This window comes from Longispora fulva, assembly GCF_015751905.1.
Taxonomy (GTDB): domain Bacteria; phylum Actinomycetota; class Actinomycetes; order Mycobacteriales; family Micromonosporaceae; genus Longispora; species Longispora fulva.
On the sequence record NZ_JADOUF010000001.1, the window covers coordinates 1451323 to 1477974 of the forward strand.

The 26652-nt window shown below is 71.6% G+C and carries 24 protein-coding genes; 12 read left to right on the plus strand and 12 right to left on the minus strand.

Translation table 11 applies throughout. The features are described from left to right. The first annotated feature begins 20 nt into the window (after window positions 1-20). From IW245_RS06310 to IW245_RS06330, 5 genes are all read left to right on the plus strand, one after another. Window positions 21-2795 carry a non-ribosomal peptide synthetase gene (locus tag IW245_RS06310; RefSeq protein WP_197002255.1) on the plus strand — a complete coding sequence of 925 codons (2775 nt, stop codon included), beginning with the start codon at window positions 21-23 and terminating at the stop codon, window positions 2793-2795. A gap of 190 nt (window positions 2796-2985) precedes the next feature. Next, window positions 2986-3975: a helix-turn-helix transcriptional regulator gene (locus tag IW245_RS06315; protein ID WP_197002256.1), complete on the plus strand. Its 990-nt coding sequence runs from the start codon at window positions 2986-2988 to the stop codon at window positions 3973-3975. A 163-nt stretch (window positions 3976-4138) separates the two neighbouring features. Continuing rightward, window positions 4139-4369: a hypothetical protein gene (locus IW245_RS06320; protein ID WP_197002257.1), complete on the plus strand. Its 231-nt coding sequence runs from the start codon at window positions 4139-4141 to the stop codon at window positions 4367-4369. A gap of 469 nt (window positions 4370-4838) precedes the next feature. Then, window positions 4839-7805: an AfsR/SARP family transcriptional regulator gene (locus IW245_RS06325; protein WP_197002258.1), complete on the plus strand. Its 2967-nt coding sequence runs from the start codon at window positions 4839-4841 to the stop codon at window positions 7803-7805. 152 nt (window positions 7806-7957) lie between these two features. Continuing rightward, the gene (locus IW245_RS06330; RefSeq protein WP_197002259.1) at window positions 7958-8569 is read left to right on the plus strand and encodes a chloramphenicol phosphotransferase CPT family protein; all 612 of its coding nucleotides are present in this window, start codon (window positions 7958-7960) and stop codon (window positions 8567-8569) included. Window positions 8570-8718: 149 nt separating this feature from the next. Here IW245_RS06330 and IW245_RS06335 read toward each other — a convergent pair whose 3' ends face one another. The 7 genes from IW245_RS06335 to IW245_RS06365 form a co-directional block, all read right to left on the minus strand. Further along, window positions 8719-10239 carry an MFS transporter gene (locus IW245_RS06335; protein WP_197002260.1) on the minus strand — a complete coding sequence of 507 codons (1521 nt, stop codon included), beginning with the start codon at window positions 10237-10239 and terminating at the stop codon, window positions 8719-8721. Between the two features lie 309 nt (window positions 10240-10548). Further along, entirely contained in the window at window positions 10549-10728 is a 180-nt protein-coding gene (locus tag IW245_RS06340) for an MbtH family protein (RefSeq protein WP_197002261.1), read from the minus strand. A 13-nt stretch (window positions 10729-10741) separates the two neighbouring features. Further along, entirely contained in the window at window positions 10742-11737 is a 996-nt protein-coding gene (sbnB, locus tag IW245_RS06345; RefSeq protein ID WP_197002262.1) for a 2,3-diaminopropionate biosynthesis protein SbnB, read from the minus strand. Further along, a complete protein-coding gene (sbnA, locus tag IW245_RS06350; protein WP_197002263.1) occupies window positions 11731-12741 on the minus strand; it encodes a 2,3-diaminopropionate biosynthesis protein SbnA in 1011 nt (336 codons plus the stop codon). The genes sbnB and sbnA overlap by 7 nt, the downstream gene beginning before the upstream one ends. A 30-nt stretch (window positions 12742-12771) precedes the next feature. Further along, a complete protein-coding gene (locus IW245_RS06355) occupies window positions 12772-14124 on the minus strand; it encodes a condensation domain-containing protein (protein WP_197002264.1) in 1353 nt (450 codons plus the stop codon). Between the two features lie 3 nt (window positions 14125-14127). Continuing rightward, window positions 14128-14382 (minus strand): acyl carrier protein, encoded by a 255-nt coding sequence (locus IW245_RS06360; protein ID WP_197002265.1) that lies wholly within the window; start codon window positions 14380-14382, stop codon window positions 14128-14130. Window positions 14383-14414: 32 nt separating this feature from the next. After that, window positions 14415-15371, minus strand: a complete 957-nt coding sequence (locus IW245_RS06365; protein WP_197002266.1) for a beta-ketoacyl-ACP synthase III — start codon at window positions 15369-15371, stop codon at window positions 14415-14417. Between the two features lie 176 nt (window positions 15372-15547). Between IW245_RS06365 and IW245_RS06370 the strand changes: the two genes are divergently transcribed. Beyond that, entirely contained in the window at window positions 15548-15916 is a 369-nt protein-coding gene (locus tag IW245_RS06370; RefSeq protein ID WP_197002267.1) for a hypothetical protein, read from the plus strand. A 55-nt stretch (window positions 15917-15971) separates the two neighbouring features. On the opposite strand, the gene fabG is transcribed toward IW245_RS06370, so the two are convergent. Together fabG and IW245_RS06380 are read right to left on the minus strand one after the other, a co-directional pair. Then, window positions 15972-16724, minus strand: a complete 753-nt coding sequence (gene fabG / locus IW245_RS06375) for a 3-oxoacyl-ACP reductase FabG (RefSeq protein WP_372445094.1) — start codon at window positions 16722-16724, stop codon at window positions 15972-15974. A 57-nt stretch (window positions 16725-16781) separates the two neighbouring features. Continuing rightward, window positions 16782-18965, minus strand: coding sequence for an MMPL family transporter (locus IW245_RS06380; RefSeq protein ID WP_197002268.1), 2184 nt, complete (start codon window positions 18963-18965; stop codon window positions 16782-16784). 132 nt (window positions 18966-19097) lie between these two features. Here IW245_RS06380 and IW245_RS06385 point away from each other — a divergent pair, with 132 nt between their 5' ends. Genes IW245_RS06385 through IW245_RS06395 form a run of 3 tightly spaced genes read left to right on the plus strand, consistent with a single transcriptional unit; the run spans window position 19098 to window position 21778 of the window. Further along, window positions 19098-20339, plus strand: coding sequence for a sensor histidine kinase (locus IW245_RS06385; protein WP_231398682.1), 1242 nt, complete (start codon window positions 19098-19100; stop codon window positions 20337-20339). Then, window positions 20327-20968, plus strand: coding sequence for a response regulator transcription factor (locus IW245_RS06390; protein WP_197002269.1), 642 nt, complete (start codon window positions 20327-20329; stop codon window positions 20966-20968). The genes IW245_RS06385 and IW245_RS06390 overlap by 13 nt, the downstream gene beginning before the upstream one ends. A 12-nt stretch (window positions 20969-20980) precedes the next feature. Next, on the plus strand, window positions 20981-21778 hold the full coding sequence (locus IW245_RS06395) for a DUF4097 family beta strand repeat-containing protein (protein ID WP_197002270.1): 798 nt from the start codon (window positions 20981-20983) through the stop codon (window positions 21776-21778). Here IW245_RS06395 and IW245_RS06400 read toward each other — a convergent pair. The 3 genes from IW245_RS06400 to IW245_RS06410 form a co-directional block, all read right to left on the minus strand. Continuing rightward, complete coding sequence (locus IW245_RS06400; RefSeq protein WP_197002271.1) at window positions 21763-22521, minus strand: thioesterase II family protein; 759 nt, start codon at window positions 22519-22521, stop codon at window positions 21763-21765. The two genes, IW245_RS06395 and IW245_RS06400, sit on opposite strands and share 16 nt — an antisense overlap. Before the next feature lie 104 nt (window positions 22522-22625). Then, window positions 22626-23243 (minus strand): DUF305 domain-containing protein, encoded by a 618-nt coding sequence (locus IW245_RS06405; protein WP_233472599.1) that lies wholly within the window; start codon window positions 23241-23243, stop codon window positions 22626-22628. Next, entirely contained in the window at window positions 23228-24112 is an 885-nt protein-coding gene (locus IW245_RS06410; protein WP_197002272.1) for a lytic polysaccharide monooxygenase, read from the minus strand. Before IW245_RS06410 ends, IW245_RS06405 begins: the two co-directional genes overlap by 16 nt. 237 nt (window positions 24113-24349) lie before the next feature. Here IW245_RS06410 and IW245_RS06415 point away from each other — a divergent pair, with 237 nt between their 5' ends. From IW245_RS06415 to IW245_RS06425, 3 genes are read left to right on the plus strand one after another with little or no spacing between them, the layout of a single operon-like run. Further along, window positions 24350-25684, plus strand: a complete 1335-nt coding sequence (locus IW245_RS06415) for an alpha/beta fold hydrolase (protein ID WP_197002273.1) — start codon at window positions 24350-24352, stop codon at window positions 25682-25684. After that, window positions 25674-26174 (plus strand): RNA polymerase sigma factor, encoded by a 501-nt coding sequence (locus tag IW245_RS06420; protein WP_197002274.1) that lies wholly within the window; start codon window positions 25674-25676, stop codon window positions 26172-26174. Before IW245_RS06415 ends, IW245_RS06420 begins: the two co-directional genes overlap by 11 nt. Next, window positions 26171-26626, plus strand: coding sequence for a hypothetical protein (locus tag IW245_RS06425; RefSeq protein WP_197002275.1), 456 nt, complete (start codon window positions 26171-26173; stop codon window positions 26624-26626). Before IW245_RS06420 ends, IW245_RS06425 begins: the two co-directional genes overlap by 4 nt. The last annotated feature ends 26 nt before the right edge of the window (window positions 26627-26652 follow it).

Sequence of the window (26652 nt, forward strand, 5' to 3'; positions counted from 1 at the left end):
GGTGTCAGGGAGGTTGGCGAATGAGGTCCGTGCATCACGTCTTCGAGGACCGGGCGGCAGCGACGCCGCACGCGGTGGCGGTGGTGTCCGGCGACGAGCGGGTGACGTACGCGCAGCTCGACGCGCGGGCCAACCAGTTCGCGCACCGGCTCCGCGAGCGCGGCGTCAGCCCGGACGACCGGGTGGGCGTGCTGCTGCGCCGGGGGCCGGACATGGTCGCCGCGCTGCTCGGGGTGTGGAAGGCCGGGGCGGCGTACGTGCCGCTGGACCCGGACCTGCCCGCCGAACGGCTCGGCTACTACCTGGCCACGGCCGGCGTCCAGCTCGTCATCACGGAGTCGCCCCACGCCGGGGCGCTCCGCGAGTACGACGGCCGGGCACTGTGGACCGACCGGGAGGACTGGGCGGACCCGACGACGGCGGTGGAGCGCTGGGACGACCAGTACAACCTGGCGTATGTGATCTTCACGTCGGGATCGACGGGCAAGCCCAAGGGCGTGCAGATCGCGCACCGCGCCCTGCTCAACCTGCTGTTCTCGCTCCGGGTGCACCTCGGGGCGGCCGAGGGCGACGGCTGGCTGGCGTCGACGTCGCTGTCCTTCGACATCTCCGGTCTGGAGCTGTGGCTGCCGCTGATCACCGGCGGCCGGGTGGTCCTCGCGGGCGACGGCGAGACGAAGGACGCGGCGGCGCTGATCCGGCTCGTCGACACCCAGCAGGTCAGCCACGTGCAGGCCACCCCGTCGGGCTGGAAGCTGCTGCTGGCGGCCGGGTTCGGCGAGCGGCCGGTCACGGCCCTCGTCGGCGGCGAGGCCCTGCCGCCCGTGCTGGCCCGGACCCTCGCCGGCCAGGTCAAACGCCTCGTCAACGTGTACGGCCCCACGGAGACCACCATCTGGTCCACCTTCTGGGACGTGCCGGCCGACGCGGAGACCGTGCTGATCGGCCGGCCGCTGCACAACACCCGCACGTACGTCCTCGACGCCGACCTGCGCCCGGTCGCCGTCGCGGTGACCGGCGAGCTCTACCTGGGCGGCGACGGCGTGGCCCGCGGCTACGTCGGCCGCCCCGACCTGACCGCCGAGCGCTTCCTCCCGGAGCCGTTCGGCGGCGCCCCGGGGGCCAGGATGTACCGGACCGGCGACCTGGCCCGCTACCGCGCCGACGGCACGATCGAGTTCCTCGGCCGGGTCGACCACCAGGTGAAGGTCCGGGGCCACCGGATCGAACTCGGCGAGATCGAGGAACGCCTGATCACCCACCCGCAGGTCCGCGACGCGTGCGTCCTGGCCCGCGAGGACGCCCAGGGCGAGAAGTGGCTCGTGGGCTACGTCGTGGGCGACGCCGAGGGCGGGGAACTGCGCGGGCACCTCGCCGAGGCCCTGCCCGGCTACATGATCCCGGCGGCGTTCGTGCACCTGGACGTCATGCCGCTCAACGCGGCGGGCAAGGTCGACCGCCAGGCGCTGCCGGCCCCGGACCGGGCGGCCATGAGCCCCGACCGGGCGTACGTGGCCCCGGCCACCGAGACCGAGGCCCTCCTCGCCAGGGTCTGCGCGGCCGTGCTCGGCATCGAGCAGGTCGGCATGGGGGACAGGCTGATGGACCTCGGCGTGGACTCGATGCGGATCGTGCACCTGCTGGCGGCGCTGCGCGAGGGCGGCAAGGAGGCGTCGCTGCGCCAGCTCTACCGCTACGACACCCTCGCCGACCTGGCCCTGGGCCTCGACGGTGGCCGGCCCCGGCCGCTGGCCCCCGCCCGCAAGGTGCCCACCCAGCGGGGAGCGGTCCGGCTGCCGTCGCCGCTGGGCGTGATGGCCGACCACAATGTGCCGGGAGTGAGCGTCGCTGTGCTGCGCGACGGCGAGGTGGCCCTCGTGGAGAGCCACGGCGTGCTCCGGGCGGGTGGTGGCGAGCCGGTGACGGCCCGCACCCCGTTCCAGGTGGCCTCGATGAGCAAGCACGTCACGGCGTTCGCGACGCTCCGGCTCGCCGAGCAGGGCATGCTCGACCTCGACGCGGACGTCAACCGGTACCTGACCGACTGGCGGGTGCCGGCCGGCGGCGTGGTCACGGTGCGCGGGCTGCTGTCCAACACCTCCGGCCTGTCGCAGTCGCCGAGCACCCTCTACGAGCCGGGCCAGCCCGTGCCGGGCCTGCTGGACGAGCTGCGGGACCGCGACGTGCGCCCGGAACTCGCGCCGGGCACCGTGTTCCGCAAGACCAACAGCCATTTCGCGGTACTCCAGCAGGTGCTCACCGACCTCGTCGGCCGGCCGTTCCCGGAGCTGATGACCGACCTGGTGTTCACCCCGCTGGGCATGGCCGACAGCAGCTTCGACCAGCGCTTTCCCCAGTGGTCGGACAGCACGGCCGCCGCCGGCCACGACGAGGACGGCGCGCCGGTCCCGGGTGGCTACCGGCTCCGGACGGCCGTGGCGGCCGGCGGCCTGTGGTCCACGGCGGCGGACCTGGCCCGGGTGGCGTGTGAGATACGTAACGCCGCGCGCCACAATTCATCTGAGCTGCTGACGCGCTTGTCGGCCGAACAGTTGTTGACGGTGGTGCTGCCCGGGAGTTTCTATGGGCTGGGCACAATCGTCGACGATTCCGGGGCCGATACCGAGTTCGGGCACGGCGGGGAGTCGACGGGTTTCCGGTGCATGACCATGACGCGGCTGAATGAGGGTTCTGGATTGGTGGTGCTCACCAATAGTGAGTCCGGACGTGAGGTGCACGGCTTCCTGGCGGACGCGCTCCGTGGCCAGGACGTAAAGAGATCTATAGTGGACTGAATATGTTACTGACCAGTTTGTGGAAACTGAAAAGAATTCACCTCTTCTCGAATGGCCTGGAGCTTGCCGCCAATAGTCGCGTTGTTGACTAGTGGGTACAAGCTTCATTAGCGCGGTCGACACCCCTGATTTACATCTTGTAACGTGGGTCCAAAAGTGCTGGACCGCAAGAAAAAATCAGGGGAGCGCGATGCTCGAGGCCTTCGATGTCGATCCCGTGGCGGAGTCCATCTACCTCGCGATGCTCAAGAGTCCCCTCGCGGGGATCGCCGAGCTCGCCGAGCGACTCGGCTGGGAGGAGGCGCGCATCCGGTCCGGACTGGACGAACTGGCCAGGCTCTCCCTGCTCAGGCCGTCGTGGGAGAACCCGCTGGCGATGCGCCCGGTCTCCCCGGAGGCAGGGCTGGAGATCCTGCTGGCGCGCCAACGGGTGGACCTGCTGCGCCGCCAGCACCAGATCGAGGAGGGCCAGGCGGCCCTGCAGGTGCTGATCGCGGAGTACGCGCACCCGAACCGGGGCTCGGCCTCCACTGGGGTCGAGGAGCTGATCGGGCTCGACGCGGTCCGCGAGCGCCTGGAGCGGCTGGCCTACCAGACCCGCCACCAGGTGCTGGCCTTCGCCCCCGACGGGGCGCAGACCGAGGAGGCCCTGGCGGCGAGCCGCCCACTGAACGCACTGCTGCTCGAGCGGGGGGTCGAGATGCGCACGCTCTACCTCAACAGCGTCCGCAACGACGCGCCCACCTGTGCGCACGCGGAGTGGCTGGGGGAGATGGGCGCCCTCGTGCGCACCGTGCCGGTGCTGCCGATCCGGATGCTCATCGTGGACCGGATGTACGCGGTGGTGCCCCTGGACATGGAGAACACCGCCGCGGGGGCCGTGGTCGTCCGCGGTGCCGCCCCGGTGGCCGTGATGTGCGCGCTGTTCGAACAGATCTGGCAGACGGGTACGCCGTTCGGCGACCAGCAGGAGGTGTGCCCGGAGCTGACCGACCAGGAGCGCGCGCTGTTGAACCTGCTGTTGCAGGGCGACACCGACGAGCAGGCCGCGCGCAAGCTCGGTGTGTCGCCGCGTACCGTCGGACGGATGGGTGCGGAGATCATGGCGCGACTCGGGGCGCGCAGCCGGTTCCAGGCGGGCGCGCTGGCCGCCGAACGCGGCTGGCTGGCCCAGACATGACGTGCTGGTGTCGCGGCGGACACAATTCCGCTACCTCGGAACCCTGGATTCTTAAGTCCGATTCTGTGATGGTTGGTCGGTGCATTTAGTAACGGTCCGCATGAGCGCCACTATGTCCTGTTCTGCGGAGCAGGCCGAGTGGCTTCGTCGCGTTATCTGGCAGGTGGCCAGACCCGCCGACGGGCTCGAGCACGTGTATGTCGAGCCGACCGCCGAGGGCGCCGACGCCGTGGTGTTCGTGGTGGCCAGCACCCTCTCCGACGCCGAGCGCGCCGCGGCGGACCTGATCGAACGCGCGGTGCTCCGCGGCGGTTACGACGGGTGGCGGGTGCTTCTGTGCGAGGTGTCTCTCATCATTCCGTTCGCGCGCCAGTCCGTTCTTCCTGACGAATGACGCTGACCGAATTCGGTCATGCAGGATTCAGACACTGAACTGGCTTGACCGGCCCTTGTGGACCCGACAGGATTTCAGACGAAAGACAGATTCGGCGATCTCCGCCGTCACCGGCGCGGAGTAGCTTCGAACGTGAAGTCCTTTCTTCTAATCGAATCCTGTGAGGAGTCGTTGTGGCACGTGTCCTGCGCAGCGTAGTCATCGGGGCGGCCGTTCTTATCGCTGTGGTCGCCGTCACCTCGATCGTCAGGTCCCGGCCGCCGGTGGAATCCGGCCACAGTGTCGCGGGCGCCTCGACGTCCGGAACCGAGAATACGGACGACTTCACCTGGCAGTGAATCGACCGGCAATCGCGGGTAAACAACAAAGAGAATCTCGATGTGAACGCGCCGGAGGTGGGGCCGGCAGCACGGTCGACTCCACTCTCCTTCCTTATTCCGCGAATTCTCATATGTCGACGGGTGGATCCATGGAATTCCGTGTCCTCGGACCGGTGGAAGTGTGGAAGGACGGCGCTGAGATCCCGCTGGACGGGTCGAAGCAACGCACGGTGCTGGCGGCCCTGCTGCTGGCCGACGGGCGGATCGTCTCCGACGAGCGGCTCAGCTCCCTGCTGTGGGGCGAGAACCCGCCGGCGACCCTCAACGCCCAGATCTGTACCTACGTGTCCCGGCTGCGCAAGAGTGCCGACCCGGGGATGGAGATCCTCCGCCAGCGCCCCGGGTACCTGATCCGGCTCGACGGCGCCCGCTACGACCACGGGGACTTCGAACGCCTCGCCCAGACCGGCCGGGCCGCGCTCCGCGACGGCCGGCACGCCGACGCCGCGGAGCAACTGCGGGCCGCACTGGCGCTGTGGCGGGGGCCGGCGCTGGCCAACGTGACGGAGTTCCTGCTCGGCGCGGAACAGCTCCGGCTGGAGGAGGCCCGGATCGCCGTCCTGGAGAGCCGGATCGACGCGGACCTCGCCCTCGGCCGGCACGCGCCGCTGGTGCCGGAGCTGACCGGCCTGGTCGCCGAGCATCCGCTGCGCGAGGGACTGCGGGCCCAGCTGATGACGGCGCTGTACCGGTGCGACCGGCAGGCCGACGCCCTGGCCGTCTACCACGACGGCCGCAAGGTGCTCGTCGACGAGCTGGGCGTCGACCCCGGCCCGACCCTGAGCAAGGCGCACCACGACATCCTGGTCGCCTGCCCGACCCTCGACGCGCCCGCCACCCGGATCGAGATCGCCGCGCCCCGCCCGGCGATGCTGCCGGCCGACCTCGGCGACTTCACCGGGCGTACCGCCGAACTCGCCCGGGTGGCCGCCGTGCTGGGCGACGACGGGGCCACCGCGGTGCCCTGCCTGGTCACCGGCATGCCCGGGGTCGGCAAGTCCGTCCTGGCGGTCCGCGCCGCGCACCAGGCCCGCGCCGACTTCCCTGACGGCCAGCTGTACGTGGACCTCGCGGGCGACGTCGAACCCGCCGAGGCCCTGGCCTGGTTCCTGCGGGCACTCGGAGTGGAGGACGACGCGCTGCCGGCCGGCCTGGACGAGCGGATCCAGATGTACCGGACCCTGGTGGCCACCCGTCGGGTGCTCGTCGTCCTCGACAACGCCCGCGACGACGCCCAGGTCGCGCCCCTGCTGCCCGGCGGCCCGACGTGCCGGGTGATCGTGACCAGCCGGGCGCACCTGCCGGCGCTGGCCGCCGCGCACCCGGTCGCGCTGGAACCCTTCGGCACCGACGACGCGCTCGTGCTGTTCGCGGCGGTGATCGGCGTGGCCCGCTACGACGCGGAACGCGACGCCGCCGAGCGGATCGTGGCCCGCTGCGCCGGCCTGCCACTGGCACTGCGGGTCGCAGGCACCCGGCTCGTCGCCCGGCCGCACTGGCCGGTGTCGCGGCTGCTGGACCGGCTGGAGACCAGCGGCCAGCTGCTCGACGAGTTCCGGCTCGGGGCGCTGGACCTGCGCGAGAGCCTGCACCGCGCGTACCGGACACTGCCGGCGCTGGCCCGGACCGGCCTGCGTCGCCTGGCCCTGCTCGACGTGCCCGACTTCCCGGCGTGGGCCCTGGCGGCAGTCCTGGAGGTGCCGGAGGAGCCTGCGGAGGACCTCGCGGAGGCGCTGCTGGACGCCCGGCTGCTGGAGCTGCGGATCGACTGCGGCGGCCGGCAGCGGTACGCCTTCCACGACCTGGTCCGCCCGTTCGCCCGCGAACGCGCCGAGGACGAGGAGCCGCCCCGGGCCAGCCGGGCGGCGCTGGACCGCGCGTTCGGCGCGTGGCTGTCCCTGGCCACCGAGTGCTCGCGGCGGCTCGACGGCGTCAGCACCCGACCGGCCCGGGGCGACGCGCCCCGCTGGCGGCTGGCCGGCGGCCTGGTCAACGACCTCGCCGAGACCCCGGTGGCCTGGTTCGAGGCGGAGCACGGCGCGCTGGTGGCCCTCGTCGCCCAGGCGGCGGCCTCCGGGCAGGCCGCCGCGGCGTGGGAGCTGGCCGGGGCCTGCGAGGACTACTTCGAGCTGCGCGGCCACCAGCACGACTGGCGGCGCACGTACCAGCGGGCGCACACCGCCGCCCGGACCTCCGGGGACGCGCGGGGCGAGGCGGCGATGCAACTCGGCCTGGCCCGCCTCGCCGGGTACCGGGGCGACGCCAACGCCAGCCTCACGTACGCCGACCGGGCCGCCGCTCTGCACGCGGCGCTCGGCGACCCGGTGGGGGAGTCCGAGGCGCTGCGCCGGTGCGCGGACGCCTACCGCCACCTCGGCCACCCGGCCTCCGCCGAGGACGGCGCCCGCCGCGCGCTGGAGATCGCCGTCGCCGGCGGGGACAGGGCCGGCACCGCCGGGGCGCGCACCGCACTGGGCGACGTGCTCCAGGATCTGGGCCGGCACGCCGAGGCCCGGGTCGAGTACCAGGCGGCGGTCGAGCTGTCCCGGACGCTGTCCGACCCGCGCCGCACGGCCGGGGCGCTGTCCGACCCGCACCACACGGCCGGGGCCATGTCCGAGCCGCGCCGTGCGGCCGGGGCGCTCGACGGCCTGGCCCGCCTCGATCTGGAAGCCGGCCGGTACGCGGACGCCGAGTCCGGCCTGGCCCGGTGCCTGGCGGTGTACACCCTCGCGGGGGACCAGGCCGGCCGGGCGACGACGCTGACCCACCTGGGGCACCTGCGGCTCGCCGAGGGCCGGCACGACGCGGCCCGCTCGCTGTACCGCGACGCCCTGGCCCTGCTCAACGGCCTGGGCCTCCAGCGCCGGTACGCGCACGCCTGCGCGGTCACCGGGCTCGGCCGGATCGCCGCGGCCCAGGGCGAGTCGGGCCGGGCGGTGCACCTGCTGACCACGGCCGCGGAGCTGTGGACGGGCCTGGGCCTGGCGACCCGCGCGACCGGGGTACTGACGGAGCTCGACGGGGTGCTCGGTCGCCCCAGGGTCACCGCCTGACGGAGGAAGCCGAACGCGGGGCGTGGCCGGGTCCAGAGACCGGGCCACGCCCCTTCGCGCGGGCGGACCACACGGTGCCGGAGCTGGCGGAGCCCGACGGCGCGTCTGGCATCATGGGCGGACACGGCGGGGTGTGACGGGGGAAGCGCGTGATGACGTTCGACGGACCGGGTCAGATCGTGATCCTCAACGGAGCCTCGCGCTCGGGGAAGTCCAGCATCGCCACCGCGATCCAGGACCGCTTCCCGGGCGTCTGGATGAACCTGGGGGTCGACCGGTTCATGGGGATGACCCCGGAGCGGTTCCAGCCCGGGATGGGGCTCCGGCCGGGAGGGGAGCGGCCCGACCTGGAACCGCTCGTCGCCACCCTGTACGCCGGCATGTACGAGGCGATCGCGGCCCACAGCCGTCTGGGGCTCCACGTCGTCGCCGACACCCTGCACCACGACGCCTACTCCGTCCCCCGTGGAATCCTGCGCGACTGCGCCCGGAGGCTGTACGGACTCCCCGTGCTCTTCGTGGGGGTGCGGTGTCCGCTCGAGGTGGTCCGGCAACGCCGTCGGGACACGTGGGGTGGCGTCGGCTACCAGCAGGGCGGTTCGGTGGCGGATCCGGTGCGCCTCTGGCAGGAGGCGGTCCACATCCCGGGCGTCTACGACCTGGAGGTCGACACGTCGGTGCTCAGCCCGCAGGAGTCCGCCGACCTGATCGCCCGCCGCCTCGAGGAAGGTCCGCCCCCGGCGGCCTTCCACCAGCTCGCCTGAAGCCACCACCCATTCCTATGGGTTTCTCTGACGAACGCCGCCCACCCGGCCGCCCGCGATCCGCCACCGCCCGGCCGGCGGAAGTCGTGTGGAACACGAACGGCCGGGCGGGACGACGTCCCACCCGGCCGCTCACACGACTGGTCGTGCTAGCCGATGTGCGCCATCGCCGGCGCGTCGGCGGGGTCGCCGGCCGTGGTGTTCGACGGCGTGTTCCGGATCATCAGGAAGATGATCAGGGCCGACGCGCCGAGCAGCACCGCGCTGACCGTGAACGCCACGTTGTAGCCGTGCACGGCGCCGAGGGCCGTGGCCTGCTCGATGGTGGCCGGGCCGTTGGCCTTGACGTGGTCCGTGACGAAGTTCGCCACGGCCGTGGTGAACACCGTGTTGAGCAGCGCGACGCCGAGCGAGCCGCCGATCTGCTGCGAGGTGTTGAGCAGGGCGCTGGCGACACCGGCGTCGCGCGGGTCGACGCCGCTGAGGGCGGTGTTGCCCAGCGGCACGAACACCAGGCCCATGCCCGTCGCCATCATGATCAGGGCGGGCATGATGAACGCCGGGTACGACGAGTCGATCTTCAGCTGGGTCAGCCAGATCATCGCGCCGGCCGCGAGCACGCCGCCGATCGTCATCATGACCCGGGCCCCGATCTTCGGCAGCAGGCCGCTGGCCACGATCGCCGTCACGATCAGGGCGCCGGAGAACGGCAGGTAGGAGACCCCGCTGCGCAGCGGGGAGTAGTGCAGCGTGCCCTGGAAGTAGTACGTCATGAACAGGAACATGCCCATCATACCCGCGCCCAGGGTGATCGAGACCAGGGTCGAGCCGCCCCGGTTGCGGTGCAGCACCACGCGCATCGGGAGCAGCGGGTGCTTGGTGAGCACCTCGACCACGACGAAGCCGATCAGCAGGATGGCGGCGACGACGAACCACGCGAGGGTGGAGATCGCCGACCAGCCGTTCTCCGCGGCCTTGGTGAAGCCGTAGACCAGGGCGACGAGGCCGGCCGTGGACAGCACCGCGCCTGGGATGTCGTACTTCGTGTTGCCCTCGGAGCGGCTCTCCTTGACGATCGGGAGGGCCAGCGCGAACGCGATCAGCGCGATCGGGATGTTGACGAGGAGGCACCAGCGCCACGTCGTGTACTCCGTGAGCAGGCCGCCCATGATCAGGCCGATCGCCGCGCCGACGCCGGAGATGGCGCCGAAGACGCCGAACGCCTTGGCCCGGTCCTTGACGTCGGTGAAGGTGACCGTGATCAGGGAGAGCGCCGCGGGGGCGAGGAGCGCGCCGAACAGGCCCTGCAGGCCGCGGGCGGCGAACAGCATGCCGGCGTTCTGCGCCACGCCGCCGAGGGCCGAGGCCACGGCGAAGCCGATCAGGCCGATCAGCAGGATCTTCTTGCGGCCCACGTAGTCGGCGATCCGGCCGCCGAGCAGGAGGAAGCCGCCGAAGGCCAGGGTGTAGGCGGTGAGGATCCACTGCCGGTTGGCGTCGTTGATGTGCAGCGCGTGCTGCGCCGACGGCATGGCGATGTTGACGATCGTCGCGTCGAGCACGACCATGAGCTGGGCGATCGCGATGACCCCCAGCGCGAGCCAGCGCTTGGGATCGACCGCGGGCACGCCACCGGGCGTCGCGGCCACAGTGGCGGTTTTCTCGGACATGTTCGGTGTGCCTCTCGAGGGACCTCGGTGCGACGCGGTGTTCGGTCACTTTTCGGCCAGTCTCGCCGGCTCGTGATCATCACGCCACAGGTTTTCTCTGCCTGGTCACGACCCTAGAGTCAGCCACTGACAAAAAACTGACGCCGCCGTTCGCCATGAGCTGATCTTGGAATGGTGACTCTGCGCGATCGGGCAGGGAACTGTCCCATTCGTACACGAATATTGTGATTGGGTGTTCGAAAATCGCCCGAAAAAAGGCGGTGGTCACCCGGCCCGGTGACCACCGCCTCCACTGGTGTGAGCCTCGTCTCAGGCGGCCATCCGCTCCCGCAGGCTCAGCGGGCGCATGTCGGTCCACACCTCGCTGATCCGGGTCAGGCACTCCTCCTTGGAGCCCTTCGTGCCCTCGGCCGTCCACCCCGGGGGCAGCTCCCGGTCGGCGGCCCAGATCGAGTATTGCTCTTCGGCGTTGCGCACGACGAGAAACATGGCGGTGAACCCTTCAGCTGGTGGGGAGGAAGTTGTCGACGGTCACGCCGAGGCCGGCGCTCTCCGCGGCGTCCCGGACGAACTGGGCGACGGCGATGTCGAGGACGCCGAGTCCGAACGGGGAGTACACGATGGTCTTCTTTGGGTCAGGCCGGAAGTCCACGACCCCGCGGACGAGCTGGCCCACCGAGGCGTCGATGAACGAGCGCGACCCGACGGCCAGTTCCGCCAGGGACAGCGAGGTGCCCTCCCGGCAGGCGTGGTCGGCGTCGTCCACGATGTTGTGGCTGTCCAGGATGGACTCCGTGACGATGTCGCGCAGCGAGATGTGCAGCACGACGGTGCCGGGCGCCGCGGCGGACAGGTCCATGTGCGGCTGGATCGCCGTGCTCGCGATCGACACCACGGGGCTGGCCGCCACGGCCTGGGCGAGGTCGGTGACCGCCCGCGCCGTGACGCCCGGCACGACCTCTCCGGCCCGCTCGGCGAACGCCGCGGCCCGCGCCGGGTCCAGGTCGAAGACGGTGATCTCGTTCAGCTTCGGGAACCGCGCGCCGAGGAACCGGAGGATCTCCCGGTTGATCAGGCCGCACGCGATCAGCGACACGGCGGTCACGTCCTGGTCGGCGACCAGCAGGCCGGCGCCGAGCGCCGCGCTGGCGGCGGTGCGCTTCGCCGAGATCAGCGAACCCTCGATGAACGCCTCGGGCCGGCCGGTCTCCAGCGAGTTCAGCACCATCGCGGCGCTGGCCCGGGGCAAACCGAGGTCCAGGTTGCCGGGGAAGGAGGAGATCCACTTCATGCCCGCGACCGGCTTCGGCCCGCCGAGGTAGGCGATCAGCGAGATGATCCGGTCCCGGGTGTTGTCCGGGAAGCGCAGGAAGGTGGAGTGCGGAAGCGAGGACTGGCCCTCGTCGTGCAGCGCGTACGCCGCGCCGACGAGGTCGATCAGCTCGGTCTCCCGGCCGGTCAGGATGTCGTGCACGCCTTCGTGCCCGATGATCAGCATGGTGCCACCTTCGTTGAGGAGTTTTCCTTCCACAGGTGCGACACCTCACCGAAGTGCCGGTTCACCCATGAGTCCGAGTAGATGGTGTCCAGGTAGCGGTCGCCGCCGTCCGGGAAGATCATGACGACGTTGGAACCCTCAGGGATCGCGTCGCGCATCTTGCCCAGGGCCGCCACGGTCGCGCCGGAGGAGCCGCCGCCGAGGATCGCCTCGCGGATGGTCAGCGTGCGGCAGGCCACGACGCACTCCAGGTCGGTCACGTGCACGACGTCGTCGGCGGCGCTCGGGTCGAGCAGGGCCGGGCGGATCGACGCGCCGTGCCCGGGGATCAACCGCTGGCCGGGGACGGTGCCGAACAGCAGGCTGCCGACGGCGTCCACGGCGACGATCCGGGTCGACAGGCCGCTGCGGCGGACGAACCGCGACGCGCCCAGCGCCGTGCCGAACGTGCTCGCCGCGCTGAACAGGTAGTCCACCGGACCGTCGAGCGCCTCGACGATCTCGCGCATCGTGCCCTCGTGGGCGAGGGGGTTGAGCGGGTTGGCGTACTGGTTCGGGCAGTACGCGTTCGGGGTCGACGCCACCAGTTCGGCGACCCGGCGCAGGCGGGCGGGCAGGTACTCGCCCGTCTCGGCGTCGCGCTCGGTCACCAACTCGATCGACGCGCCGAACGCGCGGAGGATCGCCACGTTCTGCTCGGTGGTCTTGGCGTCGACGACACAGACGAAGTCGATGCCGTAGTACCCGCAGATCTGGGCGATGCCGATCGCCAGGTTGCCGGAGCTGGACTCGATCACCACGGAGCGACCCGGGACCAGCTCGCCACTGTGGATCCGCTCCATGAGCATGCTCAGCGCGGAGCGGTCCTTGATGCTGCCGCCCGGGTTGAACCGCTCGAGCTTCGCGAAGACCCGCGCTGGAAAGTCGGGGAACAGGTGCACCAGCTCCACGAGGGGCGTGTTCCCGATGGTCGAGAGTACGCCTTTGAGCGCTTGTTTCGCCACAGCTCTCCCCTTAGAACGAAAAATCGACAGTTATGCGGAACCGGTGGCCATCGCGAGCAGCCGCTGCCGCTCGGCGTCGTCCACCAGCGAGGCGCGGGAGACCCGCACGTCGGGGGTCGAGACGGCGACCTCGGTCAGCCGGAGGAAGTGTCCGACGAACCGTTCGATCGTGGCCCGGTCGAACAGGTCTGTGTCGTAGCGGAAGGCCGCGATCAGGGAGTCGGTGCTCTGGGTGATCTCCACCGTCAGGTCGAACTGGCCCTCGAGGTGCGGGACGTCCAGCGTGCGCAGCCGGAAGCCCTCGTGCTCCACGGTCTCGCCGGCGGCGATCCGGTCCAGGTACCCGGTCATCTTGCCCGCGCTGACCATGGTGAAGCAGATGTTGAACCGCTGGCCGCCGAGCAGGGAGGTCGGGTAGCTGGCGTGCGCCATGCCCCCGCTCACCGTCGTGCCGGCCGCCGCGATGGCGTCGGCGAACGTGGTGTCGGAGCTGAACCGGGACCGCAGGAGCAGCGGGTTGACGAAGTAGCCGACCACCTCGCGCATCCCGCCCCGGCGGCGGGTGCTCGCGGGGCAGCCGATCACGAAGTCCGTCTGGCCGGAGTAGCGGAAGACCAGGGACTGGAACACGCCGAGCAGGTACGCGAACGGGGTGACCCCCGCCGCCGAGGCCGCCGCCTTGATCCGCGGGACCAGCGCGTCGGGGATCCGGCGGGTGTGCGCGTCGCCCACGTAGGAGCGCTTCGCCGGCCGGGGCCGGTCGGTGGGCAGCTCGCCGGCCGTGGCGTCCGCGACCGCGGCGGTCCAGTACGCCTCGCCGGCGGCGCGCCGGGGGGAGTCCAGGAGGTTCTGCTCGTGCGCCACATGGTCGGCGTAGGTCACGGTCAGCGGGGCCAGCTCGGGCTCGCGGCCGGCCGAGAAGGCCCAGTAGAACTCCAGCAGGTCCCGCCACAGCAGCCAGTTGGACTGGGCGTCCGTGGCGATGTGGTGGCTGCCGACCATCAGGATCGCGTCGTCGGCGCGCCGCCACATGACGAACCGGAACGGACCGGTCTCCTCCAACCGGTAGGGCACCTTGATGGTGGCCCTGACCAGGTCGAGGAGCGCCTCGTCGTCGAGGTCGGGCACGTCGTGGACCTCGAGCCGCAGGGAGTCGGGCCCGCCGATCTCCCTGCGGGGCTCGCCGTCGACCTCGATGAACCGGGAACACAGCAGGTCGTGCCGCTCCGCCAGGGCGCGGACCGCGCGCTGGAGAACGGCCAGGTCAGGGGCGGGGCTCATGAGTGCCGCGCCCGCGTCGTTGTAGGCCACGCCGTCGGGCGCGAGCCCGTACAGCAGCCACAGGGCTTCCTGACCTGATGACAGCGGCTGGATCCCGGGCATCGACTACACGCCCCGGGAGGCGGCGACGAGGTCGGTCAGGTCCCGGACCCGGACGAGGTTGGCGACCTGCTCGTCGAGCACCTCGATGTCGAACGCGCTCTCGGCGCCCGACAGCAGGTCGACCCGGTTGAGGGAGTCCATGCCAAGGTCCTCGAACGTGGACTCCGGGGTGATCTCCTCGCCCTCCAGCTCCGGCATGAGCTCCTTGATGATGCGGGCGATCTCGTCGGAGATCTCGTCGCGCGTGCTGGTCGTCATATCGTGATTTCCTTTGTACTAGAGGTGATGGGTTACGGCATCGTGACGATCTGGCCGGCGTAGGTGAGACCCGCGCCGAAGCCCAGGGTCAGCACCAGATCGCCGGGGGTGGTGCGGCCGCTCTCGTGCAGCCGGGTCAGGGCCAGCGGCACGGACGCGGCGGAGGTGTTGCCGGCCTCGACGACGTCGCGGGCGACGCACTCGTCGTCCCAGCGCAGCGCGCGGGCGACCGTGTCGAGGATCCGCTTGTTGGCCTGGTGCATGACCAGCCACTTCACGTCGGACAGCTCGACGCCGGCCCGGGCCGCGGCGCGCTTGGCGGCCTTCGGCATGTTGCTGGTGGCCCACTTGTAGACGAGCGGGCCGTCCATGGTCACGTACTCGCGGCCCAGCTCCGGGAAGTCGGTCAGCTCGAGGACCGGGGCCCGCTTGCCGTCACTGCCCCAGACGGCCGGGAAGATGCCGTGCTTCTCGGAGCGGGACACGACCGCCGCGCCGGCGCCGTCGCCGAAGATCGCGTAGGTGTCCGGCGTCTCCGGGTTGATCCAGTCGCTGGTGCGCTCGGCGCCGACGACGAGGGCGTGCTTGGCGTCGCCGACCCGCACCGCGTTGGAGGCCAGCGCGAGGGAGTACGTGAAGCCGGCGCAGACCGCGTTGACATCGAAGGCGCCGGCGTTCGGCAGACCGATCGTGCTGGCGACCTGGGGCGCCGCGCCGGGCATGCGCTGCGCGCGGCTCGCGGTGGCCAGGATGACCAGGTCCACGTCGGCGTAGTCCAGGCCGGCCATGGTCAGGGCCTTCTTGCCGGCCTCCGCCGCCATCGCGACGATGGTCTCCTCGGGGCCCGCGTGGTGCCGGCTACGGATGCCGGTCCGGTCCTCGATCCACTCCGGGGTGACCGTCGTGGACTTGGACAGCTCCTCGTTCGTGACCAGGTTGGTCGGCCGGTAGTCGGCCAGCCCGGTGATCACCGATCCATAGCTCTCCATGCGCGCTCCCACGTCCTTCGATGCGGCCTACTGGCTCCAATGTCGAGACCGAGAGTGCGTTCGGGCGCTATATCTTCTCTATAGGGGGCAGGCAAAATAGCGAAAATATAGAAACCTCGACCTTGATGTGCCCGGGCGAATCAGCCCTTACAGATCAAGAAGGGGTACTCATCACCATGAGGAAGACTCTCGCGATCAGCCTGGCCGCGGCGGGTGCCGCCGCAGCCCTGGGCGCCTTCCTGCCGACCGCCGCTCAGGCCGCCTACAGCGGTTCGTGCACCGAGGTGCACGTCGCGACCGCGACCGGCAAGTTCGACGGTTGGAACTGCACCGACTCCACCGGGACGGCCGTCTACGGCCGGCTCGCCGACACGAAGATCGACGGCAAGTGCACCGCGCTCGCGGTGAACTTCACCGTCGAGGGCCTCAAGACCAGCTACCCGGTGTGTGACGGGCTGCCGGGCCGGTTCGCCAACGTGGCGAGCAAGTACCAGGGCGTGATCTCCATCGGTGTGCTCGCGGTCGACCCGCCGGCCGACAACTAGACGTGAAAATGGCGCTGGCCGGGGTGCGCACCCCGGCCAGCGCCACCCGCGCGGATCAGATCGCCGTGCCGCCGTCCACCTGCAGGACCTGGCCCGTCATGTACGACGCGCGGTCCGACAGCAGGAACGACACCAGGTCGGCCACCTCCTCCACCCGGCCGAACCGGCCCAGCGCGACCCGGCCCAGCATGTCCTTCGTGAACGCCTCGCTCAGCTCCGAGATCATGTCGGTCTCGATGAAGCCGGGGGCGACGGCGTTGACCCGGATGTTGTACCGGCCGACCTCCTTCGCCAGGGCCTTGGTGAAGCCGAGGATGCCGGCCTTGGACGCGGCGTAGTTCGTCTGCATCGGGGTGCCGACGACGCCGGCCACCGAGGACATGGTGACGATCGAGCCGCCCTTGTTCTTCATCAGCCGGCGGATCGCGGCCCGGCACACGTTGTACGTGCCGTCCAGGTTGACCCGCATCACGTCGCGCCAGTCGTCGTCGGTCATCAGGGCCAGCGGCTTGTCGCGGATGATGCCGGCCACGGTCACCACGTTCGTGACCGGGCCCAGCTCGGCCTCGGTGACCTTCAGGTAGTCGCGGACCTCCGCGCCGTCGGACACGTCGACCTTGTGGGCGAGCACCCGGCCGCCGTGCTCGCGGGCCGCGTCGGCGACCCTCTCGGCGGCCTCGTGGTTGGACTGGAAGCAGAAGCTGACGTCGTAGCCGTCCTGGGCGAGGCGGGTGACGATGCCCGCACCGATGCCGCGAGAGCCACCGGTGACGAGGACGACGGGCCGGGCGGGTGGGGACACAGACACGGTGCGCTCCTCCTGTGATAGGTGGAGCACACCATGTGGCTGTGAGCTATATCTTCTCTACACTCCGACGGGCACCCGCTCCTCGGACTCGCTGATCCCGACCCGGTCGTGCAGCCGGCGCAGCGGACCCGGGGCCCACCAGGCGGCCCGGCCGAGCAGCGTCATCATCGCCGGGACCAGCAGGCAGCGCACCACGGTCGCGTCGATCAGCACGGCCACGAACAGCCCGAGCCCGATCTGTTCGATGTCGCCGACCTGGGCCGCGGCGAAGCAGCCGAACACGATCAGCATCAGCAGGGCCGCGGAGGTGATGATCCCGCCGCTGCGCTGCAGGCCGTGCCGGACGGCGGTGTCGCTGTCCTCCCCGGCGTCGCGGTACTCCTTGATCCGCCCCAGCAGGAACAGCTCGTAGTCCATCGACAGCCCGAAGCCGAACGCGGCGACGATCGCGATCACGAACGGGCTCAGCCCGCCCACGGTCAGTGTGTCCAGCGGCCCCGACAGGTGCCCGTCCTGGAACACCAGGAGCAGCACCCCGAACGTGGCGGCCAGCGACAGCGCGTTCATCACGATCGCCTTCACCGGGATGACCACCGAACCGGTCATCAGGAACAGCAGGACGCACATCGTCGCGAGCATCACCCCGACGGCCCACGGCAGGCCGGCCTCCAGGCGGCCGAGCAGGTCCAGGAGCAGCGCGGCGTCCCCGCCGACCCAGGACTCCACCCCCGCCGGCCGGGCGGCCCGGATCCGGACCACCAGGTCCTGGGCGTCGCGGCCCTGCGCGTCACCCTTCACGGCGATGGCCACGCTGGACAGGTTCGGGCCGATCCTCTTCGCCGGCTCGACCCGGACCACCCGCCGGTCCTGCTGCCACTGGCCGGCCCACAGGTCGAGGGTGGCCTGGTCGGTGCGGGCGACGACCTTGACGGCCGGGGCGGCGCTGAGCCCGTACCGGGCGCTCATCGCGTCGGCGACCCGCACCGACGGCAGGGTGCGGGGCAGGCCCTCCAGGCCGGGCAACCTGACGGTCAGCGACAGCAGGGGAGCCGCCACAGCCAACAACGCGATCGTGGTACCGGCGGCGATCAGCAGCGGCCGGCGCTGGGTGAACCGCGCGAGCCCGGCGAAGAACCCGGCCTCGCCGCCGCGAGGACCGGAGGCATCGGTCCGGTTGTGGCCCTCGGCCGCGACCGACGCCGAGGATCCGAGCGGCCCGGCAGCACTGGCCGCGGCGGCCTTCTGCCGCCTGCCCGGCCTGATCCACCGGCCGAACGCGCCGAGCAGCGCCGGGGTCAGGGTGAGCGCGGCGACCATGCCCATCAGGGCGGTGGAGATGCCGGCCGCGCCGAGCGCCTGGAGCCGGGGCACGTCGAACACGAGCAGGCCGGTGAGCGCGCCGGCCACGGTGAGGGCGCTGAACAGGATGGTCCGCCCGGCCGTGCCCCAGGCTCTGCCGACGGCCACGTCCCGGGCATGGCCGGCGGAGAGCTCCTCGCGGAACCGCGCCACCAGCAGCAGGCCGTAGTCGATGGCCAGCGCGAGGCCGAGCAGGGTCACGACGGTGACGACGTTGTTGTCGAGGTCCACGACCTTCGAGAAACCGAGCAGCATGGCGAACGCCCCGGCGATCGTGGCCAGGGAGGCCAGGATGGGCAGACCCGCGGCGAGGACCCCGCCGAACACGAATACCAGCACGATCAGCGTGATCGGCAGCGAGATGAGCTCGGAGCGGCCCAGGTCCTCCTGCACGGCGGCGTTGGCCTCGCCGCTGATCAGGTCCCCGCCGGCCTCGACGGTCGAGCCGGGGATCTCCGTCCGCAACTGGGCCAGCCGGGCCTTGACCAGCTTGGTCGCGGCGGACCGGTCCTTCATCTGCATCTTGGTGAGCGTGATCGGGACGGCCAGACCCCGGTTGTCGTTCGCGACGATCGGCCGGCCGACCTCCAGGACCCCGGTGGTGACCCGCAGGTCAGCGCTGGCCCTCTTCACGGCATCGGTGACCTGGGCGGACGTCGGGTCGACCCCCTCGACGAGCCCGATGATCTGGATGCCCCGGTCGCCGCCGTCCTTGACCACCTGCGAGGCGGTCACCGACTCCAGGCCCTGGGGCGGCTTCGTGTCCCCGATGCTGTCGAACACCGGGCCGATGGCCGCGCCGCCGCCGACCAGGAGCGCCAGCCAGCCGAGGAGCACCCATCGCCAGTTGCGGTAGCAGAAACTTCCGACCTTGGTAACCATGGGGACGAGTCTTCGCGGTTCCGGTGCCGGAGTCGGTAGTGAAACCGCCCCAATCGGGGTGTACCCAGGTACAGGTCGAAGTGTGGTGTGGACTCCATGCCCGGTTCACGATGGATTCTCTACGGTGGTCACATGACGACGCCCGGAGCACTGATGAGGGCCACCTGGTCGGCCCGGACCTGGCTGGGCACGGCACACCTGCTGGTCGGACTGCCGGTCGGCGTGGCCACCACGGTCGTGATCGCGACCCTGGTCCCGCTGATCGCCGGCTTCGCGATCACGGTCGTGCCGGCTATCGCCCTGTGCACAGTGCTCCTCACCAGTCTCCGGGTGTTCACGAGCTGGCAACGTTCCCGGTTCTCGGCGTTCTGCGGGGTCGACCTCGCCGAGGTGCCGGTAGAGGATCCGGGGCTGCTCGCGGCGGTCCGCAGACCGTCCACGTGGCGCCAGTTCGGGTACCACACCCTGGCCGCCGTCCCCGGTGTCCTGATGGCGGGGATCGTGGCCGGGGTGTGGTCCGTCGGATTCGTGTTCTCCACGGCCCTGCTGCACGGTTGGCTGCTACCGGCCCGGCCGATCGCAGGCCTCGACCCGCACGACCCGGCGGTCCTGCTCGGCGCGACGGTGGTCGGCCTGCTCGCGCTGCTGGCCGCGCCGTGGATCGTCCGCGCCCTGGTCATCGTCGACGTTGCGATCGCGAAGGGCCTGCTGCAACCCAGTCACGCCGAGCAGCTCGCCGAACGGGTCGCCGCGCTGTCGGAGAGCCGGGCGGACGTGGTCGACGCCGCCGACGCCGAACGGAGGCGGATCGAGAGGGACCTGCACGACGGTACGCAGCAGCGGCTCGTGTCCCTCGCCATGAACCTGGGCATCACCCGAGCGACCCTGGGGGCTGACGTGCCGGAGAGCGCGCGGATCTCGATCGCCGCAGCCCACGAGGAGGCCAAACAGGCCCTCGTGGAGCTGCGGGACTTCATCCGGGGACTGCATCCGGCGGTCCTCGACGACCGGGGCCTGGACGCGGCCCTGTCCGGGATCGCCGCCCGGTCCCCGGTGCCGGTGCGGCTCAAGGTCGGGCTGGACACCCGGCCCTCGCGGGTCGTGGAGGCCGTCGCGTACTTCGTGGTGTCCGAGGCGCTCACCAACGTGGCCAAGCACGCGCAGGCGACCCGGATCGACGTCAGTGCCGAGACGATCGGAGACCGACTGTGGCTTGTGATCGCAGACGACGGCGTGGGCGGCGCCCGGCAGGAGAAAGGCAGCGGGCTGCGTGGGCTGGCCCAGCGGGTCGGATCGGTGGATGGCAGGCTGAAGATCGACAGCCCGCTCGGCGGGCCCACCCTGATCGTCGTGGAGCTGCCATGCGCATCGTGATCGCCGAGGATTCCGTCCTGCTCCGCGAGGGGCTGGTCCGGCTGCTGTCGGGCATGGGCATCGAGGTGGTGCGGGCCGTCGGGGACGCCGAGTCGCTGCTCGACGCCATCGGCGAGCACGCCCCGGACCTGGCTCTGGTGGACGTCCGGATGCCGCCCTCGCACACCGACGAGGGGCTGCGGGCCGCGCTGGTGATCCGCCGGCAGTGGCCGAAGGTCGCTGTGCTGGTCCTGTCGCAGTACGTGGAGGAGCGCTACGCCACCGAGCTGCTGTCCGGAGAGACCAGCGGCGTCGGGTACCTGCTCAAGGACCGGATCGCCGACGTGCTCGAGTTCGCCGAGACGGTCCGCCGGGTCGCCGGCGGCGGCACCGTGCTGGACCCCGAGGTGGTGTCCCAGCTCCTCGTCCGGCACCGCCGCGACCCCCTGGAGCGGCTCAGCCCCCGCGAACGCGACGTGTTGTCCCTGATGGCCGAGGGCCGCTCCAACTCCGCGATCGCCGCGGCGCTGGTGGTCAGCGACAGCGCGGTCGCCAAGCACGTGAACAGCATCTTCACCAAGCTCGACCTGGCCACCGCCGACACGGACCACCGTCGGGTGCTGGCCGTCCTGAAGTATCTCCGAGCCTGAGAAAGAGGAACCATGTCCACCACCAGTCGCAGCGGTTGGCTGATCGGCGGCGCGGTGTTCACCGTCGCGGCCCTCGTGATCGGCGGCGTGACCCTGTGGTCCACCCTGCTCGGCGCGTCCGAGCCCGGCGAGGCCACCGAGAAGCAGACCTACAACCAGCAGGTGACCCGGATCGAGCTGGAGGTGGACCGCGGCGCGGTGACCCTCGTGGCGGGCGAGGCCGGCCAGGTGGCCGTGGAGCGGCACTTCCGCTGGTCCTCGGAGAAGCCGAAGGTCACCGAGCGCTGGGACGGCGGCATCCTGCGGATCAGCACCGAGTGCACCGCCGACGAGATCAACATCGTGGGCCACGCCACCTGCGACGTGGACTACACCCTCGCGGTGCCGGCGGGGGTGGAGATCGAGGCGCACACCAACTCCGGGGCCGTCGTCAGCCGGAACCTGACCGGCGCGCTCAAGCTGGGCAGCACCTCCGGCGACATCACGGTGACGAAGGCCGGCGGCGCGCTGCGGCTGGAGGCCACCTCCGGCAAGGTCAAGGCCTCCGAGCTGTCCTCGGCCGAGGTGGACGTGCAGTCCAGCTCCGGGGGAGTGGAGCTCGCGTTCGCCACGGCACCGCGCAAGGTGCGGGCCGAGGCCAACTCGGGGGACGTGCGGGTCACGGTGCCCAAGCCCGACGCGTACCGGGTGGAGGCACAGACCAACTCCGGGCAGGAGTCGGTGACCGTCGCCCAGGACGGCGGGGCGACCCGGACGATCTCCGCGCAGACCAACACCGGCGACGTCGACGTGCGCTACGTGGCCGGCTGAGCCGAGCGCAACGCGGTGGACAGGTCGGCAAGCAGGGCCTTCTCCTCCGGTACCAGATAGAAGTGGTCCCCCGGCAGCACCTTCAACCGGAACCCGCCCGTCGTCACGGCCGCCCAGGCCGCGGCGTCGGGCACGGCACAGCCCGGGTCGGCGTCCCCGGTGTAGGCGACGACCGGGGCGGACACCGTCCCGGTCGGCGGCACGTGCGTCTCGATCAGCCGGTAGTCGGCCCGCAGCGCCGGCATGATCAGCTCCAGCAGTTCGGGCATCTCGAACACGGCCGGCTCGATCTCGCCCTGCCCGCGCACGTGCGCGATCAGCTCGGCGTCGGAGCGGGTGTGCAGCGACGTCGGCGGCACGTGGCCCGGGGCCTCCCGCCCGGACAGAGCCAGCAGCACGGGGGAGACGCCGTGGTCGCGTTCGAGCCGGACCGTCACCTCGTGCGCGACCGACGCGCCCATGCTGTGCCCGAACAGCGCCACCGGCACCCCGCCGAGAACCAGCGGCAGCAGGGCCTCGGTGACCCGGTCGGCCATCTCGGACATGGTGTCGATGAGAGGCTCGGTGAACCGGTCCTGTCGGCCCGGGTAGCGCACCGCCAGGGTCTCCACGTCGGCGGGCAGCCCGGCGGGCCAGGAGTGGAAGAACGTCGCGGTCCCGCCGGCGTGCGGCAGGCACACGAGGCGCAGCCCGAGGGGGGCCGTCGCGGGGTACCGCCTGAACCAGAGCTCCGAACCAGCCATGCCCCACACCCTAGACGGCCGAAACGGGGCCGTGATCGACCGGGTCACGCGGCGGCGACCCGGCCGGACACCCGGGGCGGACGCGCCCACGCCCGCCCCGGAGCTCACCCCAGCAGGGCCAGCATCTGGGTGATCTGGGCCGTGCGGGACTGGTCGATCCGGGCCGCCAGCTCCCTGGCCTGACGGTCGGACCCGCCGCCGGTCTCCATCCGCGCCACCTGGATGGCGTCGTCCTGGTGCGCGATCAGCATGTTCAACAGCCCGCGCTCGAAATCCGCCCCGGACTTCTTCGCCAGCGCCGCGATCTCGCCCTCGGTGGTGCCGGGCATGCCGCCGTGCGCGGCGTGCCCGTTCGGGTCGCCGGTCAGCGGCTGGCCCCAGGCGGTCAGCCAGCCGGTCATGGTGTCGCGCTCGGCGGCCTGGGTGACCACGATCGCCGCGGCGAGGTTCTTCAGGTCCTGGCTCACCGGCCGGTCGCGGGCCAGGCCGGCGATCTCGATGCCCTGGTGGTGGTGCGGCAGCATCATCTGCAGGAACATCACGTCGGTGTCGTTGTACGGGCCGTCCGACGCCCGGTGCGTGCCGGCGGCCGTCGGGGCCGGCGCGGCGGCCGGCGCGCCCTGGCAGCCGGTGAGCACCGCGAGGCCCACGGCGAGGGCGACGAGAAGTGCCCGGGGGGTGCGGGGCCGCCCCGCACCCCCCGGAATCAGACGGCCAGCCACAGGGCCGGCACGTTCGGCGGTTCCCAGCCGACGATCGCGGTGTGCGGCTGCCGGCAGGTGTAGCTCACGCCGTTGTAGGTGACCCGGTCGCCGGTCTTGTACGCCGTCCCGGCCTTCCACGTCCCACCTGGCTGGGCGGTCGGCGACGCGGTCGGCGAAGGGCTCGGCGACGCCGACGGCGTGGGCGTGGGCGTGGGCTTCGGCGAGGCGGTGGGCGACGGCGAGGGTGACGGGCTGGGCCCACCGCCGCCGAAGTCCACGTCGGAGCAGGTGTAGAACGCCTCGTTGCTGTACTGGACCCGCTGCCAGATCGAGTAGATCAGCGCCCGCCCGGTGCGCGGCGGGATCGGCAGGGTCCAGCTCGTGAACGTCGTCGGGTTGACGTTGGTGAACGTCTTGAGCAGCACCAGGTCCGACCACTTCAGCGGCATGGTCGGGTTCCAGCCGTCCCGGGTGATGTAGAACTCGAAGTTGCTGCCGGCATGCGGTGCGGTCGCGTGGTAGGTGACCGTCAGGTTGCCGGCCGAGATCTGCTTGGCCGGCCAGTCGTCGCGGGCCAGGTCGAGTCCGCGGTACTTCTCCCGACCGGCGCTGCACAGTTTGCCGTCCGGGATCAGCTCGCGGTGCCGGCCGCCGGCATCGATCAGGGACACCTCGTTCCAGTCGTAGAACGCCTGGGTGCCGCCGGCGGCGACGGCGGCCTTGCACGCCGCGGAGGTCGGGTTCTCGGGACCCTCGTTCTTGCAGGTGTACACCCGGCTGGCCGGGTCGGACATCGTGCCGTGCGCCTCCGCGACGCCGCCGGGCAGCAGCGTGGCGGCCACCAGCGCGGCGGCGAGGGACAGGGTGATCGCGTGTCGTCGTCTCATGGAGTTGTCTCCTCGGGTGAGGGGATGAGCGCCGTCGCAGGCGCTCCCCGAGCGCTATTAGGAAGGAGTCCTAATAGTTACTGTGTGGGGTGACGATAACTCCTGCACCCGTGGTTCGGGAAGAGTTGACACATCACGATGTCTCGATCCGCCGGTTGTGGCCCGGGTCACGGGGAACCTTTCGGTGGTCGGCCCCCTCCTGGGGTGATGGGAACACTCATCACAAGGGAGCGCGACGTGGCACACAGACATCTCGGCACCGCCGTCGGCGCCGTCCTGGCGACCGACGCCCTCTTCCACGTGTACTGGACCACCGGCGCCACCTGGCCGGCCCCCGACCCCCGCACCCTGTCCTACGCCGTCCTCGGCGCCGTCGACGTGCCGTTCACGCCACGGACACTGCTGCCGTTGATCGCCGTCCTGGCGCTCGCCGCCGGCTGCGTGTTCGCGCGGTCCCGCGACCGGGGCGGGCCGGTCACCCGGTGGGGCACCCTGCTGGTCGCCACCGGGCTGCTGGTCCGGGGCGCGCTCGGCCTGGCGTGGTCCCTCGGATTGGGCGTCGGGGCACCGTTCTACGGGATCAACCTGTTCCTCTACACGCCACTGTGCCTGGCCGCCGGCCTCGCGGCGTTCGCCGTCGCCGGGGTGCCCCGCTGGGCGGCCGCCGTCCCCGCCGTCCCGCTGCTGCTCGTCGCGGCGCTGCTGTGGGGCGCGTACGGCTGGGCCCCGGCCGAGCACCGGGAATACCGCGCCCCGGCCGGGTCGCAGTTCGTGGACACCCCGCTCGCCCGCTTCCACTACGAGCGCGCGGGCTCCGGCCCGGCCGTCGTGCTGCTGTCCCCGGGCGCGGCCTGGACGTACGCCTGGCGTCCGCAGCTCGAGGCCCTGCGCGCCGGGCACACCGTCTACGTGGTCGACCTGCCCGGGCAGGGCTTCACGGAACTGCGCGACCGGGGCCTGACCTGGGACCTCGACGGCATGACCCGCGCGGTCGGCTCCTTCCTCGACGCCGTGGGCCTGGACCGGGTAGCGCTCGTCGGCAATTCCTGGAGCGGCGGCTGGGCCCTGCGCTACGCCCAGCTGCACCCCGACCGGGTCGGGTCCCTGGTGCTGCTCGCGCCGTCCGGGCTGGCGGACAAGGACCCGCGGACCTGGGAGCTGATGAAGTACCCGGTGCTCGGCGAACTCCTGACCAACGCCGGCGCCGCCGACCGGGAAACCACCGCCCCGGGGGTCCGGGCGCTGTTCGCCCACCCGGAACTGGCCACCGACGAGGTGGTCGACGCGATGTGGGCCCCGAACACGTTCGCCGACAACCGCGCCGCGACGTACCGGCTGGAACGCGGCCTGGACTGGCGGGTCACCCAGGACGCCATGCCCGGCACCAGCACGCCCACGCTCGTCCTGTGGGGGGACCGCGACACCGTGCTGCCCGTCGGGCGGGCCGCCCGGTTCGGCGCGCTGCTGCCGCACGCCGAGGTGCACGTCCTCGACGCCTGCGGGCACGCGCTCACCCTCGACTGCGCCGGACGGGTGTCGGCGCTGATGGCAGACTTCCTCCGTGATCACTGACCGGGGCGCGGAGCTGGTCCGGGCCGCGCAGGGCGGGGACACCCTCGCGATGGCCGACCTGCTCGACGAGCTGACGCCGTACGTGGCGCGGATCTGCGGGGGCATCGCGCTGGGCGGCGGGGCGGACGCGGCGCAGGAGACGCTGATCGTGGTGTTCCGTACCCTCAAGGGTCTCCGCGATCCGCAGGCCCTGCGCGGCTGGGTGCGGGTGATCGCCGTCCGCGAGGCGGTGCGGGTCGCCCGGCAGGACTCCCGGGCCGTGCCGGTCGAACTGTCCGAGCTGCCCGACCGGGGCACCGCGCACCTGGCGGCCGACATCCGGGCCGTCCTCGCCGGACTCAGCCCCGAACACCGCGCGATCCTCGTCCTGCGCGACCTGGAGGGTCTGGACGAACAGGCCACGGCGGAACTGCTCGCCGTGTCGAAGGGCACCGTCAAGTCCCGGCTGCACCGGGCCAGGGCCAGCTTCCGGAAGGCGTGGACGTCATGACAGAGCTGTGGCCGACGGCCGACCTCGACCCGGTGCGCCGGCTGCGGATCCTCGCGGCCGGGGTGCCCGGGGCGCGGGTCGTGGAACGCGAACTCGACGCGCCGTTCGAGCGGGTGTGGGCGGTGATGGCGGACCTGGAGGGCGGGTTCGGCGAGTTCCAGACCGACATGTCCCGGGTCACGGTCACCGGCCGGGACGGGGACCGGGTCGCGGCCCTGGCGCGCAGCAGGTTCGGCTTCCGGGCCCGGCTGCACGGGGTGCTGCGGCCCGGGTGGTGCTGGCTGCAGAGCCGGTTCCTGATCCTCGGCATGGCCGCGACCCCGACCCCGGCCGGCGGGACCCTGGTCGCGCTCACCGGCGGTCTGCGGGTCCCGGGCCGCGCCGCGATCATTCCGCTGGGTACGCGCCGGGAACTGACCCGGGCCGCGGACCGCCTGTCCACCCTGGTGTGACGCGGTCGCCCGGTCCGTCCGGGCGA